The organism is Amycolatopsis sp. NPDC004747 (assembly GCF_053601335.1).
This window is the reverse complement of record NZ_JBSGBQ010000008.1, coordinates 280,574-301,041: the sequence shown is the minus strand read 5'-3', so window position 1 is coordinate 301,041 and position 20,468 is coordinate 280,574. Positions and strand designations below refer to the sequence as shown.

Annotated in this window: 1 protein-coding gene and 1 pseudogene; both read left to right on the top strand. The window is 75.4% G+C overall.

What is annotated here, in order from left to right; genetic code table 11:
* The first annotated feature begins 26 nt into the window (after positions 1-26).
* A complete protein-coding gene (locus tag ACWEGE_RS15800) occupies positions 27-15,893 on the top strand; it encodes a type I polyketide synthase (protein WP_449661152.1) in 15,867 nt (5,288 codons plus the stop codon).
* Positions 15,894-15,922: 29 nt separating this feature from the next.
* Positions 15,923-20,437 (top strand): annotated as a pseudogene (locus ACWEGE_RS15795) (SDR family NAD(P)-dependent oxidoreductase); the annotation flags it as partial.
* Positions 20,438-20,468: the final 31 nt, after the last annotated feature.

Here is a 20,468-nt window from a genome sequence, read left to right as displayed (position 1 = left end):
GGCAAGAGAAATTGGGGGTTGTTCCCGTGGCGCGTGAGCAGCAGCTTCTCGACCACCTCAAGTGGATGACGGCCGAGCTCAGGCAGGCGAAGAGCAGGCTGGCCGAGCTTGAGGCCGTCGAGCGGGAGGACATCGCGATCGTCGCGATGGCCTGCCGCTACCCCGGTGGTGTCGAGTCGCCGGAAGACCTGTGGTCGCTGGTGCGTGACGGCCGTGACGGCTTCTCCGCCTTCCCCGCCGACCGAGGCTGGGAGGTCCCGGAAGGCGCGAACGGCTTCGCCACCGGCGAAGGCGCTTTCCTGCACGACGCCGCCGAGTTCGATCCCGGCTTCTTCGGGATCTCGCCGCGCGAGGCCCTCGCCATGGACCCGCAGCAGCGGCTGCTGCTCGAGACGTCGTGGGAGGCACTGGAACGGGCCGGGATCGACCCCGAGACGCTGCGCGGCAGCCGGACCGGCGTCTTCGTCGGCTCCAACAACCGCGATTACGTGTCGCTGCTGGGCCGGGCCACCGAGGACCTCGGCGGGTACGTGGCCACCGGCGGCTCGGCGAGCGTGTTCTCCGGCCGGATCTCCTACGCGTTCGGCTTCGAAGGGCCGACGCTGACCGTGGACACCGCGTGCTCGTCGTCGCTGGTGGCCCTGCACCTGGCGGCCCGGTCGCTGCGGGAGGGCGAGTGCTCCCTCGCGCTGGCCGGCGGCGTGACCGTGATGGCCACCCCGGGCGCGTTCGCCGAGTTCACCCGCCAGAACGGGCTCGCCGCCGACGGCCGGGTCAAGGCCTTCGCCGAGGCCGCCGACGGCACCGCGTGGGGTGAGGGCGCCGGCCTGCTGCTGGTGGAGCGGCTGTCCGACGCCCGGCGCCACGGGCACCCGGTCCTGGCCGTGCTGCGCGGCTCCGCGGTCAACTCCGACGGCGCCAGCACCGGGCTGACCGCGCCGAACGGCCCCGCGCAGCAGCGGGTGATCCTGCAGGCGCTGCTGGACGCCGGGCTGGCCGCCGACGACGTCGACGTCGTCGAAGCGCACGGCACCGGCACGACGCTCGGCGACCCGATCGAGGCGCAGGCGCTGCTGGCGACCTACGGCCAGGGCCGTCCCGCCGACCGCCCGCTGCTGCTCGGCTCGGTCAAGTCGAACGTCGGGCACACCCAGGCGGCCGCCGGCGTCGCGGGCGTGATCAAGGTGGTCATGGCGATGCGGCACGGGCTCGTCCCGCCGACGCTGCACGTGGACGCACCGACTTCGCACGTGGACTGGTCGGCGGGCGCGGTCGAGCTGCTGACCGAGCCGCGGCCGTGGCCGTCGGCGGACCGGCCCCGGCGGGCCGCCGTCTCGTCGTTCGGCATGAGCGGTACCAACGCCCACCTCGTCCTCGAAGCCGCGCCGCCCGTCGAGCCCGCGGCCGTCGAGCCGCGTGCCGAAGGCCCGGTGCCGCTGGTGCTGTCGGCGAAGACGCCGGAGGCGGTCCGGGCCCAGGCGGACCGGCTGGTCCGCCACCTGCGCGACCGTCCGGAACTCAGGACGGCCGACGTGGCGTTTTCCCTGGTGACGTCGAGGGCCGCGTGGCCCGAGCGTGCGGTCGTGGCCGGCGCGGACCGCGCCGAGCTCCTCGACGGCCTGGCGGCACTGGCCGGCGGCCAGCCCGCACCCGGGGTCGTGACCGGGCGAGCGGCCGACCCCGCCGGTCCGGTGCTGGTGTTCCCGGGTCAGGGTTCGCAGTGGGCCGGCATGGCCGTCGAGCTGCTGGGTTCTTCGGAGGTTTTTGCTTCCCGGTGGGCTGAGTGCGAGTCGGCGCTGTCGTCCTTTGTGGACTGGTCGCTGACGGAGGTGGCTCGTTCGGCTGATCCTTCCGTGTTGGAGCGGGTGGATGTCGTCCAGCCGTTGCTGTGGGCGGTCATGGTCTGCCTGGCCGAGTTGTGGCGGGACGCCGGTGTCGAGCCTGCCGCGGTGATCGGACACTCGCAGGGCGAGATCGCGGCCGCGGTGGTTGCCGGGGCTCTGTCCCTTGCGGACGGTGCTCGGGTCGTTGCCCTGCGCGCGAAGGCGATTACCGAGCTGGCCGGGACCGGCGGGATGCTGTCGGTGCCGTTGCCGGTGGCCGAGGTCGAAGCGGGTCTGGACCCGCGGCTGGGGATTGCGGCGGTGAACGGGCCGTCGGCGACGGTCGTCTCTGGCGAGGTCGCCGCGCTGGACGAGGCACAGGCGGCTTGGGAGGCGGCTGGAGTCCGTGTCCGGCGGGTGCCGGTGGACTATGCCTCGCATTCGCCGCAGGTGGAGGCGCTCCGCGACCGGATCCTCGCCGATCTGGCACCCGTCACTCCGTCCAGTGTGGACATGACGTTCATCTCGACGCTGACCGGCGAAGCGATCGACACCGCGGAACTGACCGCGGACTACTGGTACCGGAACCTCCGGGCGACGGTGAAGTTCGAGGACGCGGTTCGCGCGGCGATCGCGGCCGGGCACACGGTGTTCGTCGAGAGCTCGGCGCACCCGGTGCTCACGGTCGGCGTGCAGCAGACGCTCGACGAGGCCGAGGTTTCCGGTGCGGTGGTGCCGACGCTGCGCCGGGACCACGGCGACCTGCGGCAGCTCTTCGCCGCCTACGGGGACGCCTACGTCCACGGGGTGGCGGTCGCCTGGGAGAAGCTGACCCCGGGACAGCGGGTCGACCTGCCCACCTACGCCTTCCAGCGCGAGCGGTACTGGGTGCGGACCGCACCCGGCGGCGGGGACTTCGCCGCGGCCGGGCTCGCCGGCGCCGGGCACCCGCTGCTCGGCGCCGTCGTGTCCGTCGCCGGCTCCGGGCAGGTCGTGCTCACCGGACGGCTGTCCGCGCGAACGCACCCCTGGCTCGCCGACCACGCCGTGCTCGGGACCGTCCTGGTGCCCGGCACCGCGCTGCTCGACCTGGCCGTCCGCGCCGGCGACCTCGCCGGCTGCGACACCGTCGAGGAACTGACCCTCGAAACCCCGCTCCGGCTGCCCGGTTCCGGTGCCCTCACGGTCCAGGTCGTGACCACCACGGCGGACGACGGCCGCGTCGCCGTCACGATCCACTCCCGTCCGGACACCGCCACCGCTGCCGCCACCGACGACCCGTGGACCCGGCACGCCTCCGGCACCTTGACGCGCGCCCGCGCCGGAACCGGCGACACCCTCACCACGTGGCCACCGGTGGACGCCGAGCCGGTCGGCATCGACGGCTTCTACGCCGGGTCCGCCGCGGCCGGGTACGGCTACGGCCCGGCCTTCCAGGGCCTGCGCGCGGTCTGGCGCGCCGATGACGCCGTGTTCGCCGAAGTCGCGCTGCCCGGGGCCGCGGGCGAGGCCGACGGGTTCGCCGTGCACCCGGCGCTCCTCGACGCCTGCCTGCACGCGGCCGGCGCCGGCGGTCTGCTGGACGCCACCGACGGCCCCCGGCTGCCGTTCGCGTGGTCGGGCGTCCGCGTGCACGCCGCGGGGGCGCGCCGCGTGCGCGTCCGGCTGGCCGCGCAGGGCACCGACACGATCAGCGTGCTGGTCGCCGACGAGTCCGGGCTGCCCGTGGTCACCGCGGACCGTCTCGCCCTGCGCGTGGCCTCCGTCGACCGGCTGCGCCCGGCCGGCTCCCTGTACGAAGTGGCCTGGGAACCCGCCGCCACCGAGGCGGTGGCGTGGACGGAGCTCGTCGAGCCCGTCGACACGGCCGCAGCGCTGGCGGCGATCCAGCGCTGGCTCGGCCGGCCCGAGGGCCGCCTCGCGGTGGTGACGCGGGACGCCATCGGCGTCACCGCGGACGACCCGGTCACCGGCTTGGCGCAGGCGGGAATCTGGGGCCTGGTGCGGTCGGCGCAGTCCGAGCACCCGGGCCGGTTCGTCTTGGTGGACACCGATGGCGAGGTGCCTGCCGGGCTGCCGGACGAGCCGCAGCTCGCGATCCGCGACAGCGCCTTCTACGTTCCCCGGCTGCAGCGTGCGGCCGCTACCGCCGAGCTCGCGTGGCCGACCGAGGGCACGGTCCTCGTCACCGGCGGCACCGGCCTGCTCGGCGGCTTGGTCGCCCGGCACCTGGTCGAACACGGTGTCCGGGATCTGGTGCTGCTGAGCCGTCGCGGCCCGGACGCCCCGGGCGCGCAGGAACTCGCGGATCTCGCCGCCTCGGTGCGGATCGTCGCCTGCGATGCGGCCGACCGTGCGGCACTGGCCGAGGTCTTGGGCACCATCGAGCACCTGAGCGCGGTGGTGCACGCGACGGGCGTCCTCGACGACGGCGTCGTCGAGGCCCTGACCCCGGAGCGGTTGGAAACGGTGTGGCGGCCGAAGGTCGATGCGGCATGGAACCTGCACGAGCTGGCCGGTGACGTCGAGAAGTTCGTGCTGTTCTCCTCGGCCGCGGGTGTCTTCGGCGCCCCCGGGCAGGGCAACTACGCCGCCGCCAACACCTGGCTGGACGCCTTGGCCCAGCACCGCCGCGCCCGCGGCCTGCCCGCCACATCCCTGGCGTGGGGCCTGTGGGAACAGGCCAGCGACATGACCGCGCACCTCGCCGGCGACGACAGCGGCAGGCTGGCCCGGTCCTGGGTCCGCCCGCTGTCCACTTCGGACGGTATCGCGCTGCTCGACGCGGCCCTGGCCGCCGACCTCCCGTCGGCCGCCCCGGTCGCCCTCGACCTCGGCGCCCTCCGCGCGGGCTCGGTCCCCGCGTTGCTCACCGGCCTCGCGGGCGGTCCTCGCCGCCGGGTCGTCCGAGCCGAGCCCGCGGTGGGCGGCCTCGCCGGCCTCGACCTCGACGAGCAGCGGCGCACCGTGCTCGGCATCGTCCGCGCCCAGGTCGCCGACGTGCTCCGGCACACCTCGGCCGCGGCGGTGGACCCGCACCGCTCGTTCACCGAGATCGGCTTCGACTCGCTGACCGCGGTGGAACTGCGCAACCGGCTCGGCGCCGCGACCGGCCTGAAGCTGCCCGCCACCCTCGTCTTCGACTACCCGACCCCGGACGTGCTCGCCGAGCACGTCCGGCGCGAACTGCTCGGCCTCGGCGACCGGGTGGTCACCACGGCGCCGGCCGGCGGTGCCGCCGCCGACGAACCGATCGCCGTCATCGGCATCGGCTGCCGGTTCCCCGGCGGGGTCGCCTCCGCCGCGGACCTGTGGCGGCTCGTCGAGTCCGGCGGCGACGCGGTCGGGGCGTTCCCCGCCGACCGCGGCTGGGACCCGGCGGCGCTGTCCGGCGCCCGCGAGAGCGGGTTCCTCCACGACGCCGCCGAGTTCGACGCCGGGTTCTTCGGCATCTCGCCGCGCGAGGCCCTGGCCATGGACCCGCAGCAGCGGCTCCTGCTCGAGACGGCGTGGGAAGCGGTCGAGGACGCGGGCATCGACGCGACGGCGTTGCGCGGCAGCCGCACCGGCGTGTTCGCGGGCACCATGTACCACGACTACGCCACCCTGATGCCCGCCGTGCGCAAGGGCGCGGAGGGCTACATCGGCACCGGCAACTCCGGCAGCGTGGTCTCCGGCCGCGTCTCCTACGTGCTCGGGCTCGAAGGCCCGGCGGTCACCGTGGACACCGCGTGCTCGTCTTCGCTCGTCGCGCTCCACCTCGCCGCGCAGGCCCTGCGCTCCGGGGAATGCTCGCTCGCGCTCGCCGGCGGGGTGACCGTGATGTCGACGCCGGGCCTGTTCACCGAGATGGCGGCCCAGGGCGGGCTCGCGCCCGACGGCCGGTGCAAGGCGTTCGCCGACGCGGCCGACGGCGCCGGGTTCTCCGAAGGCGTGGGCCTGCTGCTGGTCGAGCGGCTGTCCGACGCCCGCCGGAACGGGCGGCGGATCCTCGCCGTCGTCCGCGGCTCGGCGGTGAACTCCGACGGCGCGTCGAACGGCCTGACCGCGCCGAACGGCCTTTCGCAGCAGCGGGTCATCCGGGCGGCGCTCGCCGACGCCGGGCTCGGCACCCAGGACGTCGACGCGGTCGAGGCGCACGGCACCGGCACGAAGCTCGGCGACCCCATCGAAGCGCAGGCCCTGCTCGCCACCTACGGCCGGGACCGGGCGCACCCGCTGCTGCTCGGCTCGATCAAGTCGAACATCGGGCACGCGCAGGCGGCCTCCGGGGTCGGCGGCGTCATCAAGATGGTGCAGGCCATGCGCCACGGCGTGCTGCCGAAGACCCTGCACGTCGACGCCCCGTCGTCCTTCGTGGACTGGACCGCCGGTGCGGTCGAGGTGCTGACCGAGGCGCGGGACTGGCCCGAAACCGGGCGCCCGCGCCGCGCGGGGGTCTCCTCCTTCGGGATCAGCGGCACCAACGCGCACGTGATCCTCGAGCAGGCCCCGGACACCCCGGCCACCGAACGGCCGGACCCGCGGCCGGGACCGGTGGCGTGGCCGGTGTCGGCCCGGACCCCGGAAGCCCTGCGCGCGCAGGCCGCCCGGCTCGGTGAGTTCCTGACCGGTCGCTCGGAAGCCGGGCCTGCCGACGTGGCCTTCTCGCTGGCCACCGCGCGAGCGGACCTGGAGCACCGGGCGGTCGTCGTCGGCACCGGCTCCGAAGAGCTGCTGGCCGGGCTGGCCGGCGTGGCCGCGGGCGAACCGGCCGGGGTGACCGGGGTGGCCGGGCCGCCGGGCGCGGGACCGGTGCTCGTCTTCCCCGGCCAGGGTTCGCAGTGGGTCGGGATGGCGGTGGAACTGCTCGACTCGTCCCCGGTCTTCGCGGCCCGGTGGGCCGAGTGCGAGACCGCCCTTGCGTCCTTTGTGGACTGGTCGCTGACCGAGGTGGCCCGCTCGGCCGATCCCGCGGTGCTGGAGCAGGTCGACGTCGTCCAGCCGCTGCTGTGGGCGGTGATGGTCGGCCTGGCCGAGCTGTGGCGTTCCGCGGGGGTCGAGCCCGCCGCGGTGGTCGGGCACTCCCAGGGCGAGATCGCCGCCGCGGTGGTGGCCGGTGCGCTGTCACTGGAAGACGGCGCACGGGTCGTCGCCCTGCGGGCCAAGGCGATCACGGAACTGGCCGGGACCGGCGGCATGCTGTCGGTGCCGTTGCCGGTGACCGACGTCGAAGCCGGCCTGGACCCGCGGCTGGGCATCGCCGCGGTGAACGGGCCGTCGGTGACCGTCGTTTCGGGCGAGGTCACCGCGCTCGACGAAGCCCAGGCGCGCTGGGAAGCCGATGGCGTCCGCGTCCGCCGCATCCCGGTGGACTACGCGTCGCACTCGCCCCAGGTGGCGGCCATCCGCGACCGCGTGCTCGCCGACCTCGCGGGGATCACCCCGCGCCCGGTCCGCACGGTCTTCGCCTCGACGCTGACCGGCGAGCCGCTCGACACCGCGGAGCTGACCGCCGGCTACTGGTACCGCAACCTGCGCGAGACCGTCCGGTTCGAGCAGGCCGTCCGCGCGCTCGCCGCGGCCGGGCACACGACGTTCGTCGAGGCTTCGGCCCACCCCGTGCTGACCGTCGGCGTCCAGCAGACCTTGGACGCGCTGGAGGTCACCGGCGCCGCACTGGGCACGCTGCGCCGCGAGCACGGCGACCTCACCCAGGTGCTCACCGCGTACGCCGAAGCGCACGTCCTCGGCCTGCCCGTCGACTGGGCGGCGGTGTTCGCCGACGCCCGGCCGGTCCGGGTGGACCTGCCGACGTACGCGTTCCAGCGCGAACGCTTCTGGCCGCCGGCCCGGCCGTCGGAAACACCGGCGGCCGCCGACTCGGTCGAGACGCGGTTCTGGGACGCCGTCGAGCGCGAAGACCTGGAAGGCCTCGCGGACGCCCTGCACCTCGGTGACCGCGAACTCGGCGCGGTCGTGCCCGCCCTCTCGGCCTGGCACCGGCAGCGCCGGGCGCACGCCACGGCCGACCGCTGGCGCTACCGGATCACCTGGAAGCCGCTCGGCCGCCCGGCGGAGCGCCTGGCCGGGACCTGGCTGGTGGTCACCGCGGCCGGCGCGCGCCCGGCCGACGTCGGCACGGCGCTGGCCGCCAACGGCGCCGACGTGACCGAGCTCGAACTCGCCCCCGGCACCGGCCGGGCGGACCTCGCCCGCCGCCTGCGCGAACTGGACCGCGAGGTCGCGGGAGTCGTGTCGCTGCTCGCGGCCGACGAATCGCCGCACCCGGAACACCCCGCGATGACGGCCGGCCTCGCCGGCACGCTCACGCTGGTCCAGGCGCTCGGCGACGCCGGTGTGCCCGCGCGGCTCTGGTGCCTCACCCGCGGCGCCGTCGCGGTGGCGGACGGCGAAGACCTGCCCCGGCCGCTGCAGGCCCAGGTCTGGGGGCTCGGCCGGGTCGTGGCCCTCGAACACCCCGCCCGCTGGGGTGGGCTCGTCGACCTCCCCGAGGTCCTCGACGAGCCGGCCGGACGACGGCTCGCCTCGGTGCTCGCCGCGGCGGACGACGAAGACCAGCTGGCCGTCCGGCCCTCCGGGGTGTTCACCCGGCGGCTCACCCGCGCGCCGCTCGGCGACGAGCGGCCCGGCCGGACCTGGCAGCCGCGCGGCACCGTGCTGGTCACCGGCGGCACCGGCGACCTCGGCCCGCTAGTGGTGCGCTGGCTCGCCGGCGCGGGCGCCGGCCACGTCGTGCTCCCGGGCCGGCGCGGCCCGGACGCGCCGGGCATCCCCGAGCTCACCGCCGAGCTGGCCCGCTCCGGCGTGCGGCTCACCGCCGTCCGCTGCGACGTTTCGGACAAGGCCGCGCTGGCCGCGCTCCTGGCCGAGCTGCGCACGGCGGGCGACCCGGTGCGCGCGGTGGTCCACGCGGCCGCGCTCATCGACATCGGTGCGCTCGAGACCTCGTCGCTCGCCGACTTCTCCGCCGTGATGGCGGCCAAGGTGCTCGGCGCGCAGCACCTCGCCGAACTGCTCGACGGCGACGAGCTCGACGCGTTCGTGCTGTTCTCCTCCATCGCCGGGGTCTGGGGCAGCGGCGACCACGGCGCGTACGGCGCGGCGAACGCCTACCTCGACGCGTTCGCCGAGCACCGCCGGGCCCGCGGGCTCCCGGCGAGCTCCATCGCCTGGGGCATCTGGCGGGCGGCCAACGAGTGGACCGGCGCCACCATCCCCGAGGGCGTCGACCCGAGCCTGGTCCGCAAGCGCGGGCTGCCGTTCCTCGACCCCGAGATCGCGATGAGCGCACTGCGCCGCGAACTCGACCACGACCGGCCGTTCATCGCCCTCGCCGACGTCGACTGGGACCGGTTCGTGCCCGCGTTCGGCTCGGCCCGGCCCCGGCCGCTGATCGCCGACGTCCCGGAGGCGGCGGAGCTCCTCGCCGCCGACCGGGTCGAGCCGGACCCGGCCGCGGGCGAGCCGTCCGAGCTGCGCCGGAAGCTGGCCGGGTTGTCCGCGGCCGAGCGGCGGAAGGCCGTCCTGGAGACCGTGCGGGGGCAGGCCGCGGCCGTGCTGGGCCACGCTTCGGCCGCGGCCGTGGTGCCGGGCAAGGCCTTCCGCGACTTCGGGTTCGACTCGCTGACCGCGGTCGACCTGCGCAACCGGCTGACCGCCGCGATCGGGCTGAAGCTGCCCACCACGGTCGTGTTCGACTACCCGACCCCGGAAGCGCTGGCGAACTACCTGCACGGCCGCGTCTTCGGGGCCGAAGCCGACGGGCCCGCCAAGGTCGTCACGATCGCCGCCGCCGACGAGCCGATCGCCATCGTCTCGATGGGCTGCCGGTTCCCGGGCGGGGTCGCCTCGCCGGAGGACCTCTGGCGGCTGCTGGAGTCCGAAGGCGACGCCGTGACGGAGTTCCCGGCCGACCGCGGCTGGGACCTGGCGGCACTGTTCGACCCCGACCCGGACGCGCCGGGCAAGAGCCACGTCCGGCACGGCGCCTTCGTCGACGGCGTCGGCGACTTCGACCCCGCGTTCTTCGGCATCTCGCCGCGCGAGGCGCTGGCCATGGACCCGCAGCAGCGGCTGTTGCTGGAGATCTCGTGGGAGGTGCTCGAGCGGGCCGGGATCGACCCGGCGTCGGTGCGCGGCGACCGGATCGGCGTGTTCACCGGCAGCAACATCAGCGACTACGGGCAGGCCGTGCTCCGGTCGTCGGCGGGCTCGGAAGGCCACGTGCTGACCGGCAGCGCGTCGAGCGTGGTCTCCGGGCGGATCTCCTACACCCTCGGGCTCGAAGGCCCGGCGGTCACCGTGGACACCGCGTGCTCGTCGTCGCTGGTCGCGTTGCACCTGGCCGTTCAGGCCCTGCGCAACGGCGACTGCGAGCTGGCGCTGGCGGGCGGGGTCGCGCTGATGGCGGGCCCCGGGGCGTTCATCGCCTTCTCGCGGCAGCGCGGGCTGGCCCTGGACGGCCGGTGCAAGGCGTTCGCCGACACGGCGGACGGCATGGGCCTCGCCGAGGGCGCGGGCGTGCTGCTGGTGGAGCGGTTGTCCGAGGCGCGGCGCAACGGGCACCCGGTGCTGGCCGTGGTCCGCGGGTCGGCGGTGAACCAGGACGGCGCGTCGAACGGGTTGACCGCGCCCAACGGCCCTTCGCAGCAGCGGGTGATCACCCAGGCACTGGCCAACGCCCGGCTGTCCGGCGCGGACGTCGACGTCGTGGAGGCGCACGGCACCGGGACCCGGCTGGGCGACCCGATCGAGGCGCAGGCGCTGCTGGCGACCTACGGCCAGGACCGCGACCGGCCGCTGTGGCTGGGCTCGGTGAAGTCGAACATCGGCCACACCCAGGGCGCGGCCGGGGTGGCCGGGGTGCTGAAGGTGGTGCTGGCGCTGCGCAACGGCCGGCTGCCGAAGACCCTGCACGCCGCCGCCCGATCGTCCGAAGTGGACTGGTCGGCCGGCGCGGTCGAGCTGCTGACCGAGGCGCGGCCGTGGCCCGCCACGGAAACCCCGCGGCGGGCGGGCGTCTCGTCGTTCGGCATGAGCGGCACGAACGCCCACGTCATCATCGAAGAAGCCCCGGCCGTCGAAGAACGCGAAGAACCCGAAGAACCCGAGGTGCCCGCCGCAGCTCCCGCGGTGACGCCGTGGGTGCTGTCCGCCAGGTCGGAGGCCGGGCTGCGGGACCAGGCCCGGCGCCTGGCCGCGCACGTCGACGGGCTGCCTGCCAACGACGTGGCGTTCTCGCTGGCCACCACCCGGACCGCCTGGGAACGCCGGGCGGTCGTGGTCGGCACCGAACCCGCCGAACTCCTCGACGGCTTGTCGGCCCTGGCCGGCGGCGAGCCCTCGCCCGCCGTCGTCACGGGTGAGGTGGTCGGCAACACGGGGCCGGTGCTGGTGTTCCCGGGTCAGGGTTCGCAGTGGGTCGGCATGGCCGTCGAGCTGCTGGATGCTTCGGAGGTTTTTGCTTCCCGGTGGGCTGAGTGTGAGGCGGCGTTGTCGTCCTTTGTGGACTGGTCGTTGACGGAGGTGGCTCGTTCGGCCGATCCGGCCGTGCCGGAGCGGGTCGACGTCGTCCAGCCGCTGTTGTGGGCGGTGATGGTCTGCTTGGCCGAGTTGTGGCGTGATGCTGGGGTTGAGCCGGTTGCGGTGATCGGGCATTCGCAGGGTGAGATCGCGGCCGCGGTGGTGGCGGGCGCGTTGTCCCTTGAGGACGGTGCTCGGGTGGTTGCCCTGCGCGCGAAGGCGATTACTGAGCTGGCGGGTACCGGTGGGATGTTGTCGGTGCCGTTGCCGGTCGCCGAGGTTGAGGCCGGTTTGGACCCGCGGTTGGGTATTGCGGCGGTGAACGGGCCGTCGGCGACGGTCGTGTCGGGTGAGGTCGCCGCGCTGGACGAGGCACAGGCGGCTTGGGAGGCGGCTGGAGTCCGTGTCCGGCGGGTGCCGGTGGACTATGCCTCGCATTCGCCGCAGGTGGAGGCGATCCGGGAGCGGATTCTCGCCGATCTGGCACCGGTGACGCCGTCCAGTGTGGACACTACCTTTTTCTCGACGTTGACCGGCGAAGCGATCGACACCGCCGAGTTGACCGCGGACTACTGGTACCGGAACCTGCGGGCGACGGTGAAGTTCGAGGATGCGGTCCGGGCGGCGATCGCGGCCGGGCACACGGTGTTCGTCGAAAGTTCGGCGCATCCGGTGCTCACGGTCGGCGTGCAGCAGACGCTGGACGAGCTGGACGTCGATGGTGCGGTGGTGCCGACGCTGCGCCGGGACCACGGCGATCTGCGGCAGCTGTACACCGCGTTCGGCCAGGCGTTCGTGCACGGCGTCCCGGTGGCGTGGGAGCAGCTGACCCCCGGCCGCCGGGTGGACCTGCCCACCTACGCCTTCCAGCGACGCCGCTTCTGGCCGGACACCCCCGCGGCGAAGCCGGGCGACCCGCACGGCCTCGGCCTCACCGCCACCGAACACCCGCTGGTGGCCGCCGCGATGACCGTCGCGGACTCCGGCGAGCTGGTGCTCACCGGGCGGCTCGGCCTGGACACCCACCCCTGGCTCGCCGACCACGCCGTCCGCGGTTCGGTGCTGCTGCCCGGCACCGGCTTTGTCGAGCTGGCCGTCCGCGCCGCCGACGAAGCGGGCTGCGGGCTGGTCGAGGAACTCACCCTGGAAACCCCGCTGGTGCTGCCCGAAGCCGGTGGGCTGCGCCTGCAGCTCACCGTGGCACCCGACGACGAGACCGGCCGGCGCGGCCTGACGGTCCACAGCCGCCCGGACGACGACCCCGGCGCACCGTGGACCCGGCACGCGGCGGGCGTGCTCGCCCCGGCCGGCGCCCCCGCCGGACCCACCGGACTGGAAACCTGGCCACCGCCCGGCGCGGCCCCGATCGACCTCGACGACGTCTACGGCCGCTTCGCCGGGCTCGGGTTCACCTACGGGCCGCTCTTCCGCGGTCTCCACGCGGCCTGGCGCGACGGCAACGACTTCTACGCCGACGTCCGCCTGCCCGCCGGCGCCCGCACCGACGGGTTCGGCCTGCACCCGGCCCTGCTCGACGCCGCGCTCCAGGCGATGCTCGCGGCCGGGCTGGAGACCACCGCGGCCGAAGCCGTCGGACGGCTCCCGTTCGCCTTCAGCGGTGTCACCTTGACCGCGACCGGCGCGACCGCGCTGCGGGTGCGGCTCTCGCGGGTCGGGGAGGAGGCGATCTCGCTGACCGTCGCCGACGCCACCGGCGCCCCGGTGGCGACGATCGATTCGCTGGTCTCCCGGCCGGTTTCGGCGGCCCGGTTCGACGCCGCGCGCCGCGGCTCGCTGTTCGCCGTCGAGTGGAACCGCGTCGAGCCGGGCACCGGCGGCCGCAGCTGGGCGATGCTCGGCGAGGCCGCGGCCGACGTCCTCGTCACCGAGGTCCCGCGGGCCGGCCTGACCGCGGCCGGGGTCCGCGCCGGGCTGACGGCCACGCTCGCCACCGTCCAGGACTGGCTCGCCGCCGAGGACCCCGCCGGGTCGCGGCTCCTGGTCGTCACCCGGGACGCGGTCGGCGTCCGCCGGGACGACCTGGTCGCCGGGGTGGCGGAGTCGCCCGTCTGGGGCCTGCTGCGGTCGGCGCAAACCGAGCACCCCGGCCGGCTGGTGCTGCTGGACGTCGACGCCGAAGCGGTGCTCACCGAAGTGCTGCCGTCGGTCGTCGCGCTCGACGAACCCCAGCTCGCCGTCCGCGGCGGCGAGGTGTTCGTGCCCCGGCTGGCCCGCACCGGCCCCGACGCCCTCCGGCCGCCGTCCGGACCGTGGCGGCTCGACGTCACCACCGCGGGGACGCTGGAGAACCTGGCCCTGGTCGGCCACCCGGACGCCGGGCGCCCGTTGCGGGACAACGAAGTCCGCGTCGGGCTGCGCGCGGTCGGGGTGAACTTCCGCGACGTGCTGATCGGTCTCGGGATGTACCCCGACCCGGTGCCGATGGGCGCCGAGGGCGCCGGCGTGGTCCTGGAGACCGGCGCGGCGATCACCGACCTGCGGCCGGGGGACCGGGTCTACGGCCTGTTCAACGGCGCGCTCGGGCCGGTCGCCGTGGCCGACCGGCGGGCGATGGCCGTGCTGCCGGACGGGTGGTCGTTCGAGACGGCGGCTTCGGTCCCGGTGGCGTTCCTGACGGCCTGGTACGCGCTCAACGACCTGGCCGGCGTCCGCGACGGCGAGTCGGTGCTGGTGCACGCGGCCGCCGGTGGCGTCGGCATGGCCGCGGTCCAGATCGCGCGGCACCTGGGCGCGACCGTCTTCGGCACGGCGAGCCCGGCGAAGTGGCCGTCGGTGGACATCGACGCCGAACGGCTGGCGTCCTCGCGCACCTTGGACTTCGAGAGCGCGTTCCTCGGCGTCACCGGCGGTGCCGGGGTCGACGTGGTGCTGGACGCGCTGACCGGTGAGTTCGTCGACGCCTCCCTGCGCCTGCTGCCGCGGGGTGGCCGGTTCGTGGAGATGGGCAAGAACGACGTCCGTGACGCGGAACTGGTCGCCAAGGAGTACCCCGGCGTCCGGTACGAGGCGTTCGACCTCATCGAAGCGTCCCCCGACCGGCTGGCCGCGATGCTCGCCGAAATCACCGCGCTGTTCGAACGCGGGGTGCTGCGCCCGCTGCCGGTTTCGGTGCGGGACATCACCGAGGCGCGGGATGTGTTCCGGACGATGAGCCAGGCCAAGCACGTCGGCAAGCTCGTCCTGCGCATCCCGCCGCGGCTCGCCGACGGCCCGGTGCTGGTCACCGGCGGCACCGGCACCCTGGGCGCGCTGCTGGCCCGGCACCTGGTCACCACCCACGAAGTGCGGGACCTGGTGCTGCTGAGCCGTCGCGGCCCGGACGCGCCCGGCGCGGACGAGCTGCGGGAAGAGCTGGCCCAGCTGGGCGCCCGTGCCGAGATCGTGGCCTGCGACGCGGCCGATCGGGACGCACTGGCGGAGGTCGTCGCCGGTCGCCCGCTCTCGGCCGTGGTCCACGCGGCCGGGGTGCTCGACGACGGCGTGCTCGAGTCGGTGACCCCGGAGCGGCTGGCCGCGGTCCTGCGCCCGAAGGTCGACGCGGCGCTGAACCTGCACGAGCTGTGCGGTGACGTCGCCGCCTTCGTCCTCTTCTCCGGCGGCGCGGGCACCTTCGGCAGTGCCGGGCAACCGGCCTACGCGGCCGCGAACGCGTTCCTCGACGCCCTCGCCCAGCACCGCCGGGCGCACGGACGGCCGGCGACCTCGCTGGCCTGGGGCCTGTGGGCGGAAGCCAGCGGGATGACCGGGCACCTGGCAGGCGCCGACCACGCGCGGCTGTCGCGCGGCGGTATCCGGCCGCTGTCCACAGAGGACGCACTGGCGCTGTTCGACGCCGGGTTGCGCGCGGCCGAACCGGCCGTGGTGCCCGTCGACCTCGACCTCGCCGCCCTGCGGTCGCGGCCCGCGGTCCCCGCGGTGCTGCGCGGGCTGGTGCCGGCCGGCACCCGCCGGGTGGCGGCGGCGGGCGAGGACACCGGGCCGTCGTTCGCCCAGCGGTTCGAAGCGATCCCCGCCGACGACCGCGACCGGTTCCTCCTCGACCTGGTGCGCGGCCACGTGGCGACGGTGCTCGCCCACGAGTCCGCCGCCGCGATCGAGCCGGACCGGGCACTGAGCGAGCTCGGCTTCGACTCGCTGACCGCGGTCGAACTGCGCAACCGGCTCACCGCCGCGACCGGCGTGCGGCTGCCCGCCACGGTCGTCTTCGACTACCCGACCTCGGCGGCGGTGGCCGCCCGGCTGCACGAGCTGCTGGGCGACGGCGGCACCCCGCGGCCGGGAGTCTCGCTGCTCGACGAGCTCGGGCGGCTGGAAGCCACGCTCGCCGGCCTCGACGCCGGCGGGGCCGCCGCGGTCGCCGCCGACGAACTGGCGGCCGACAGCGTCACCGCGCGGTTGCGCGCACTCGTCCGCGGCTGGACCGGCCTCCGGTCCGGCGGCGGCGACGCCGGGGACGACCTCGAGCTGGCCGGCGACGACGAACTCTTCGAGGTGCTCGACAGCGAACTGGGCAGGTCTTCATGACGGACAACGGCACCCTGCGCGACTACCTCCGGCGGGCCACCACCGAACTGCGCGAAGCCAACCGGCGGGTGCGCGAGTTCGAAGAGCGCGACGCCGAGCCGGTCGCCGTCATCGGGATCGGCTGCCGGTACCCCGGCGGGATCACGTCCCCGGACGGCCTGTGGGACCTGGTGGCGGCGGGCGGCGACGCCGTCACCGACCTGCCGGGCGACCGGGGCTGGGACCTCGACGCGCTGCTCGCGCCGGACGCGGCACCGGACAAGCCCGGCACCACGTACTCGCGGGCCGGCGGCTTCCTGCACGACGCCGCGGAGTTCGACGCCGGCTTCTTCGGCATCAGCCCGCGCGAAGCGATCACCATGGACCCGCAGCAGCGGCTCGTGCTCGAAACCGCATGGGAAGCGTTCGAGCACGCCGGCATCGACCCGGTGTCGGTGCGCGGCAGCCGGACCGGGGTCTTCGTCGGGGCCGCGCCCTGCGGCTACGGCACCGGCCGCCGGACCGAGGCCGCGACGGCGGAGGGGCACCTGCTCACCGGCAACGCCACCAGCGTGGTGTCCGGACGGCTCGCCTACACCTTCGGCCTGGAGGGCCCGACCGCCACCGTGGACACGGCGTGCTCGTCGTCGCTGGTCGCCCTGCACTGGGCCCGGCACGCCCTGCGCCAGCGGGAGTGCTCGCTGGCGCTGGCGGGCGGGGTCACCGTGATGCCGACGCCGGCGGTCTTCCTCGCCTTCAGCAGGCAGGGCGGGCTCGCGCCGGACGGCCGGTGCAAGGCGTTCGGCGACGGCGCGGACGGCTTCGGCCTCGCCGAGGGCGCGGGCATGCTGCTGCTGGAACGGCTGTCCGACGCACGCCGCAACGGACACCCGGTGCTGGCCGTGCTCCGCGGCTCCGCGATGAACTCCGACGGCGCGTCGAACGGGCTCACCGCCCCCAACGGCCCGTCGCAGCAGCGGGTGATCACCCAGGCGCTGGCCGCCGCCCGGCTGTCGGCCCACCAGATCGACGCGGTCGAAGCCCACGGCACGGGCACCCGGCTCGGCGACCCCATCGAGGCGCAGGCGCTGATCGCCACCTACGGCCGGGGCCGTGACCCGCGGCGGCCGCTGTGGCTGGGTTCGGTCAAGTCCAACCTCGGCCACACCCAGGCCGCGGCCGGCGTGGCGAGCGTGATCAAGGTGGTGCAGGCGATGCGGCACGGCGTGCTGCCGCGCACCCTGCACGCCGACGTGCCGAGCTCGCGGGTGGACTGGCCGGACGGCACCGTACGCCTGCTCACCGAGGCCACGGCCTGGCCGGAGACCGGCGAACCCCGCCGGGCCGCGGTGTCCTCGTTCGGGATCAGCGGCACCAACGTGCACGCCGTTCTCGAAGCGGCGCCTCCGGTGGCCGAGACCCCGTCGCCCGCCGTCACCGGCCCGGTGCCGCTGGTGCTCTCCGCCCGGTCGGCGGCCGCGCTGCGGGTGCAGGCCGGCCGGTTGCGTGAACGGCTGCTGGCCGAGCCGGGGCTCGACCGGGCCGACGTGGCGCACTCCCTGCTGACCGGCCGGGCCGCGCTGGACGAACGCGCCGTCGTCGTCGGGGACGACCGCGACGCGTTGCTGGCCGGCCTGGCCGCGGTCGCTTCGGGCGCCCCCGCGGCGAGCGTGGTGACCGGCTCGGCGGGCCAGGGCAAGACGGCCTTCCTGTTCTCGGGGCAGGGTTCGCAGACCCTCGGCATGGGCCGGGAGCTGCACGCGCGGTTCCCGGTGTTCGCCGAGGCCTTCGACGAGGTGTGCGCGCGGCTGGCTCCCGCTCTGCGGGACGTGATGTGGGGTGAGGACGCCGAGGCGCTGCACCGCACGGAGTTCGCGCAGGCCGGGCTGTTCGCGGTCGAGGTGGCGTTGTTCCGGCTGCTGGAGTCGTTCGGCGTGCGGCCGGACGTCCTGGTCGGGCATTCGATCGGTGAGCTCGCCGCCGCCCACGTCGCCGGGGTCTTCTCCCTGGACGACGCCTGCACGCTGGTCGCGGCCCGTGGCCGGTTGATGCAGGCGTTGCCCGAGGGTGGTGCCATGCTGGCCGTGCAAGCGTCCGAAGTGGACATCCAGCCGGTGCTGGCGGAGCTGGCCGGGGTGTCGCTGGCCGCGGTGAACGGCCCGGACGCGGTGGTGGTGTCCGGGGACGTGGACGCCGTGGCGGCGGTGGCCGAGTGGGCGGCGGACCGCAAGACGCGCCGGCTCGAGGTGTCGCACGCGTTCCACTCGCACCGCATGGACCCGATGCTCACGGAGTTCGCCGCGGTGGCGTCCACTGTGGAGTACCACGAACCGCGGATCCCGATCCTGTCCACGCTCACCGGGAAGCAGGTGGCCGGTGAGCTGTGTTCCGCCGGGTACTGGGCCGACCAGGTGCGCGGCACCGTGCGGTTCGCCGACGCGGTCGGCGTCGCGGCCGCGGACGGCGTGACCCGGTACGTCGAAGTGGGGCCGCAGGGGGTGCTGGCCGCCGCGGCCCACGGCGTGCCGGGCGCGGAGCTGGTCACCGCGACCCAGCTGGCGGGCCGCGACGGTGTGTCGACGCTGCTCACCGCGCTGGCGCGGGCGCACGCACACGGCGTGGCCGTCGACTGGACGCCGGTGCTCGGCACCGCCGGGCAGCGGGTGGACCTGCCGACCTACGCCTTCCAGCGCGAACGGTTCTGGCTGGACTCCGCGGCCGGCTCCCGGGCCGGCACCTGGCGCTACCGGGTGACGTGGCAGCCGGTCCCGGACCGCGCGGCCGAGCTCTCCGGGCCGTGGCTGCTGCTTTCCGGCGGCGGGGACGCCGACCTCGGCGCCGCGCTGACGGACGCCGGTGCGACCGTCCGCGAGGTCGTGGTTCCGGTGGGAACCGGTCGTGCCGAGCTGGCCGAGGCCGTGACGGGCGACTACGCCGGGGTGCTGGTGGCCCTCGACGTCGTGCACACCGCCACCGCGGTGCAGGCGCTCGGCGACGCCGGCGTGACCGCGCGGGTCTGGGCGGTGACCCGCGACGCGATCGCCGTCGACGGTCCCGGCGACCCGGACGCGGCGACGGTGTGGGGGCTGGGCCGGACGATCGCCCTGGAGCTGCCCGACCGTTGGGGCGGGCTGGCCGACGTGCCCGCCGAGCTGGACGAGCGGACCGGGCCGCGGTTCGCCGGCGTGCTCACCGGCACCGAGGACCAGGTGGTGGTCCGCGAGTCCGGCGTCCACGCCCGGCGGCTCACCCGGCTCGGCGGCGTGCCCGGCGGGACCTGGGCCCCGGACGGGACCGTCCTGATCACCGGCGGCACGGGCGCCCTCGGGGCCGAGGTCGCGAAGTGGGCCGTGGCGCAGGGCGCCACCCGGCTGCTGCTGCTCAGCCGCCGCGGCCCGGACGCGCCCGGCGCCGGGGAACTGCGGGCCGAGCTGGCCGCCTCGGCCGAGGCGGCCGAGGTCCGGATCGTCGCCTGCGACGTCGCCGACCGCGAAGCGCTCGCCGGTGCCTTGGCGGGCGAACGGATCACCGCCGTCTTCCACACCGCCGGTGTGCTCGACGACGGGGTCGTCGACGGGCTCACGCCGGAGCGGTTCGAGACCGTGTTCCGCGCCAAGGTGACCGCCGCCCGGCTGCTGGACGAGCTGACCCGGGACCACCCGGTCTCGGTGTTCGTGCTGTTCTCCTCGCTGGCCGCCACGATCGGCGGGACCGGGCAGGGCAACTACGCGGCCGCCAACGCCCACCTCGACGCGCTCGCCGACCGGCGAGTCCACAATGGACTTCCGGCGCTGTCGGTCGCCTGGGGTGCGTGGGCGGCGGCCGGGATGGCCGCCACGGGGGCCGCCGCGGAGCGGGTGGACCGCGGCGGGATCGCCGCCATGCGGCCGGAAGCCGCGCTGCGCGAGCTCGGCAGGCTGCTGACGGCCACCGGGACCGTGACCGTGGCCGACGTCGACTGGGCCCGGTTCGCGCCCGCGTTCGCCGCCGTGCGGCCGAGCCCGCTGCTCACCGGCGTCCCGGAAGCCGCGCAGGCGATGGCCGCCGGGGCGGACGCCGGCTCGCAGGCCGACCGGTTGCGCGCCGCGTCGGCGGCCGAGCGCGGCCGGCTGCTGCTCGACCTGGTGCGGGCGCAGGCGGCCGCCGCGCTGGGCCACGCGTCGGCCGGGGCCGTCGCGCCCGGCCGGGCCTTCCGCGACCTGGGCTTCGACTCGCTGACCGCGGTCGAGTTCCGCAACCGGCTGGCCGTCGCGACCGGTCTCGCGCTGTCCGCGACCGTCGTGTTCGACCACCCGACGGCCACCGCACTCGCCGCCCACCTCGAAGCGGCCTTCGGCGGCGACCCGGCCGAAGCGCTGTTCGAAGACTACGAACGGCTCGAAGCCGCGCTGCTCGGCCTCCCCGGTTCGGAGGCGGCCGCCCGGATCGTGCTGCGGATGCAGAAACTCACCACCGCGTTGAAGGACAGCAGGCCCCTCGACGAACCGTCGGCGGTCCAGGACGTCGCGTCGGCCACCGACGAAGAGATGTTCGAGCTGCTGGGCAAGGAATTCGGAATCTCGTGATCGCACTCGCCGGTGCCGGTGAAGCTGGGAA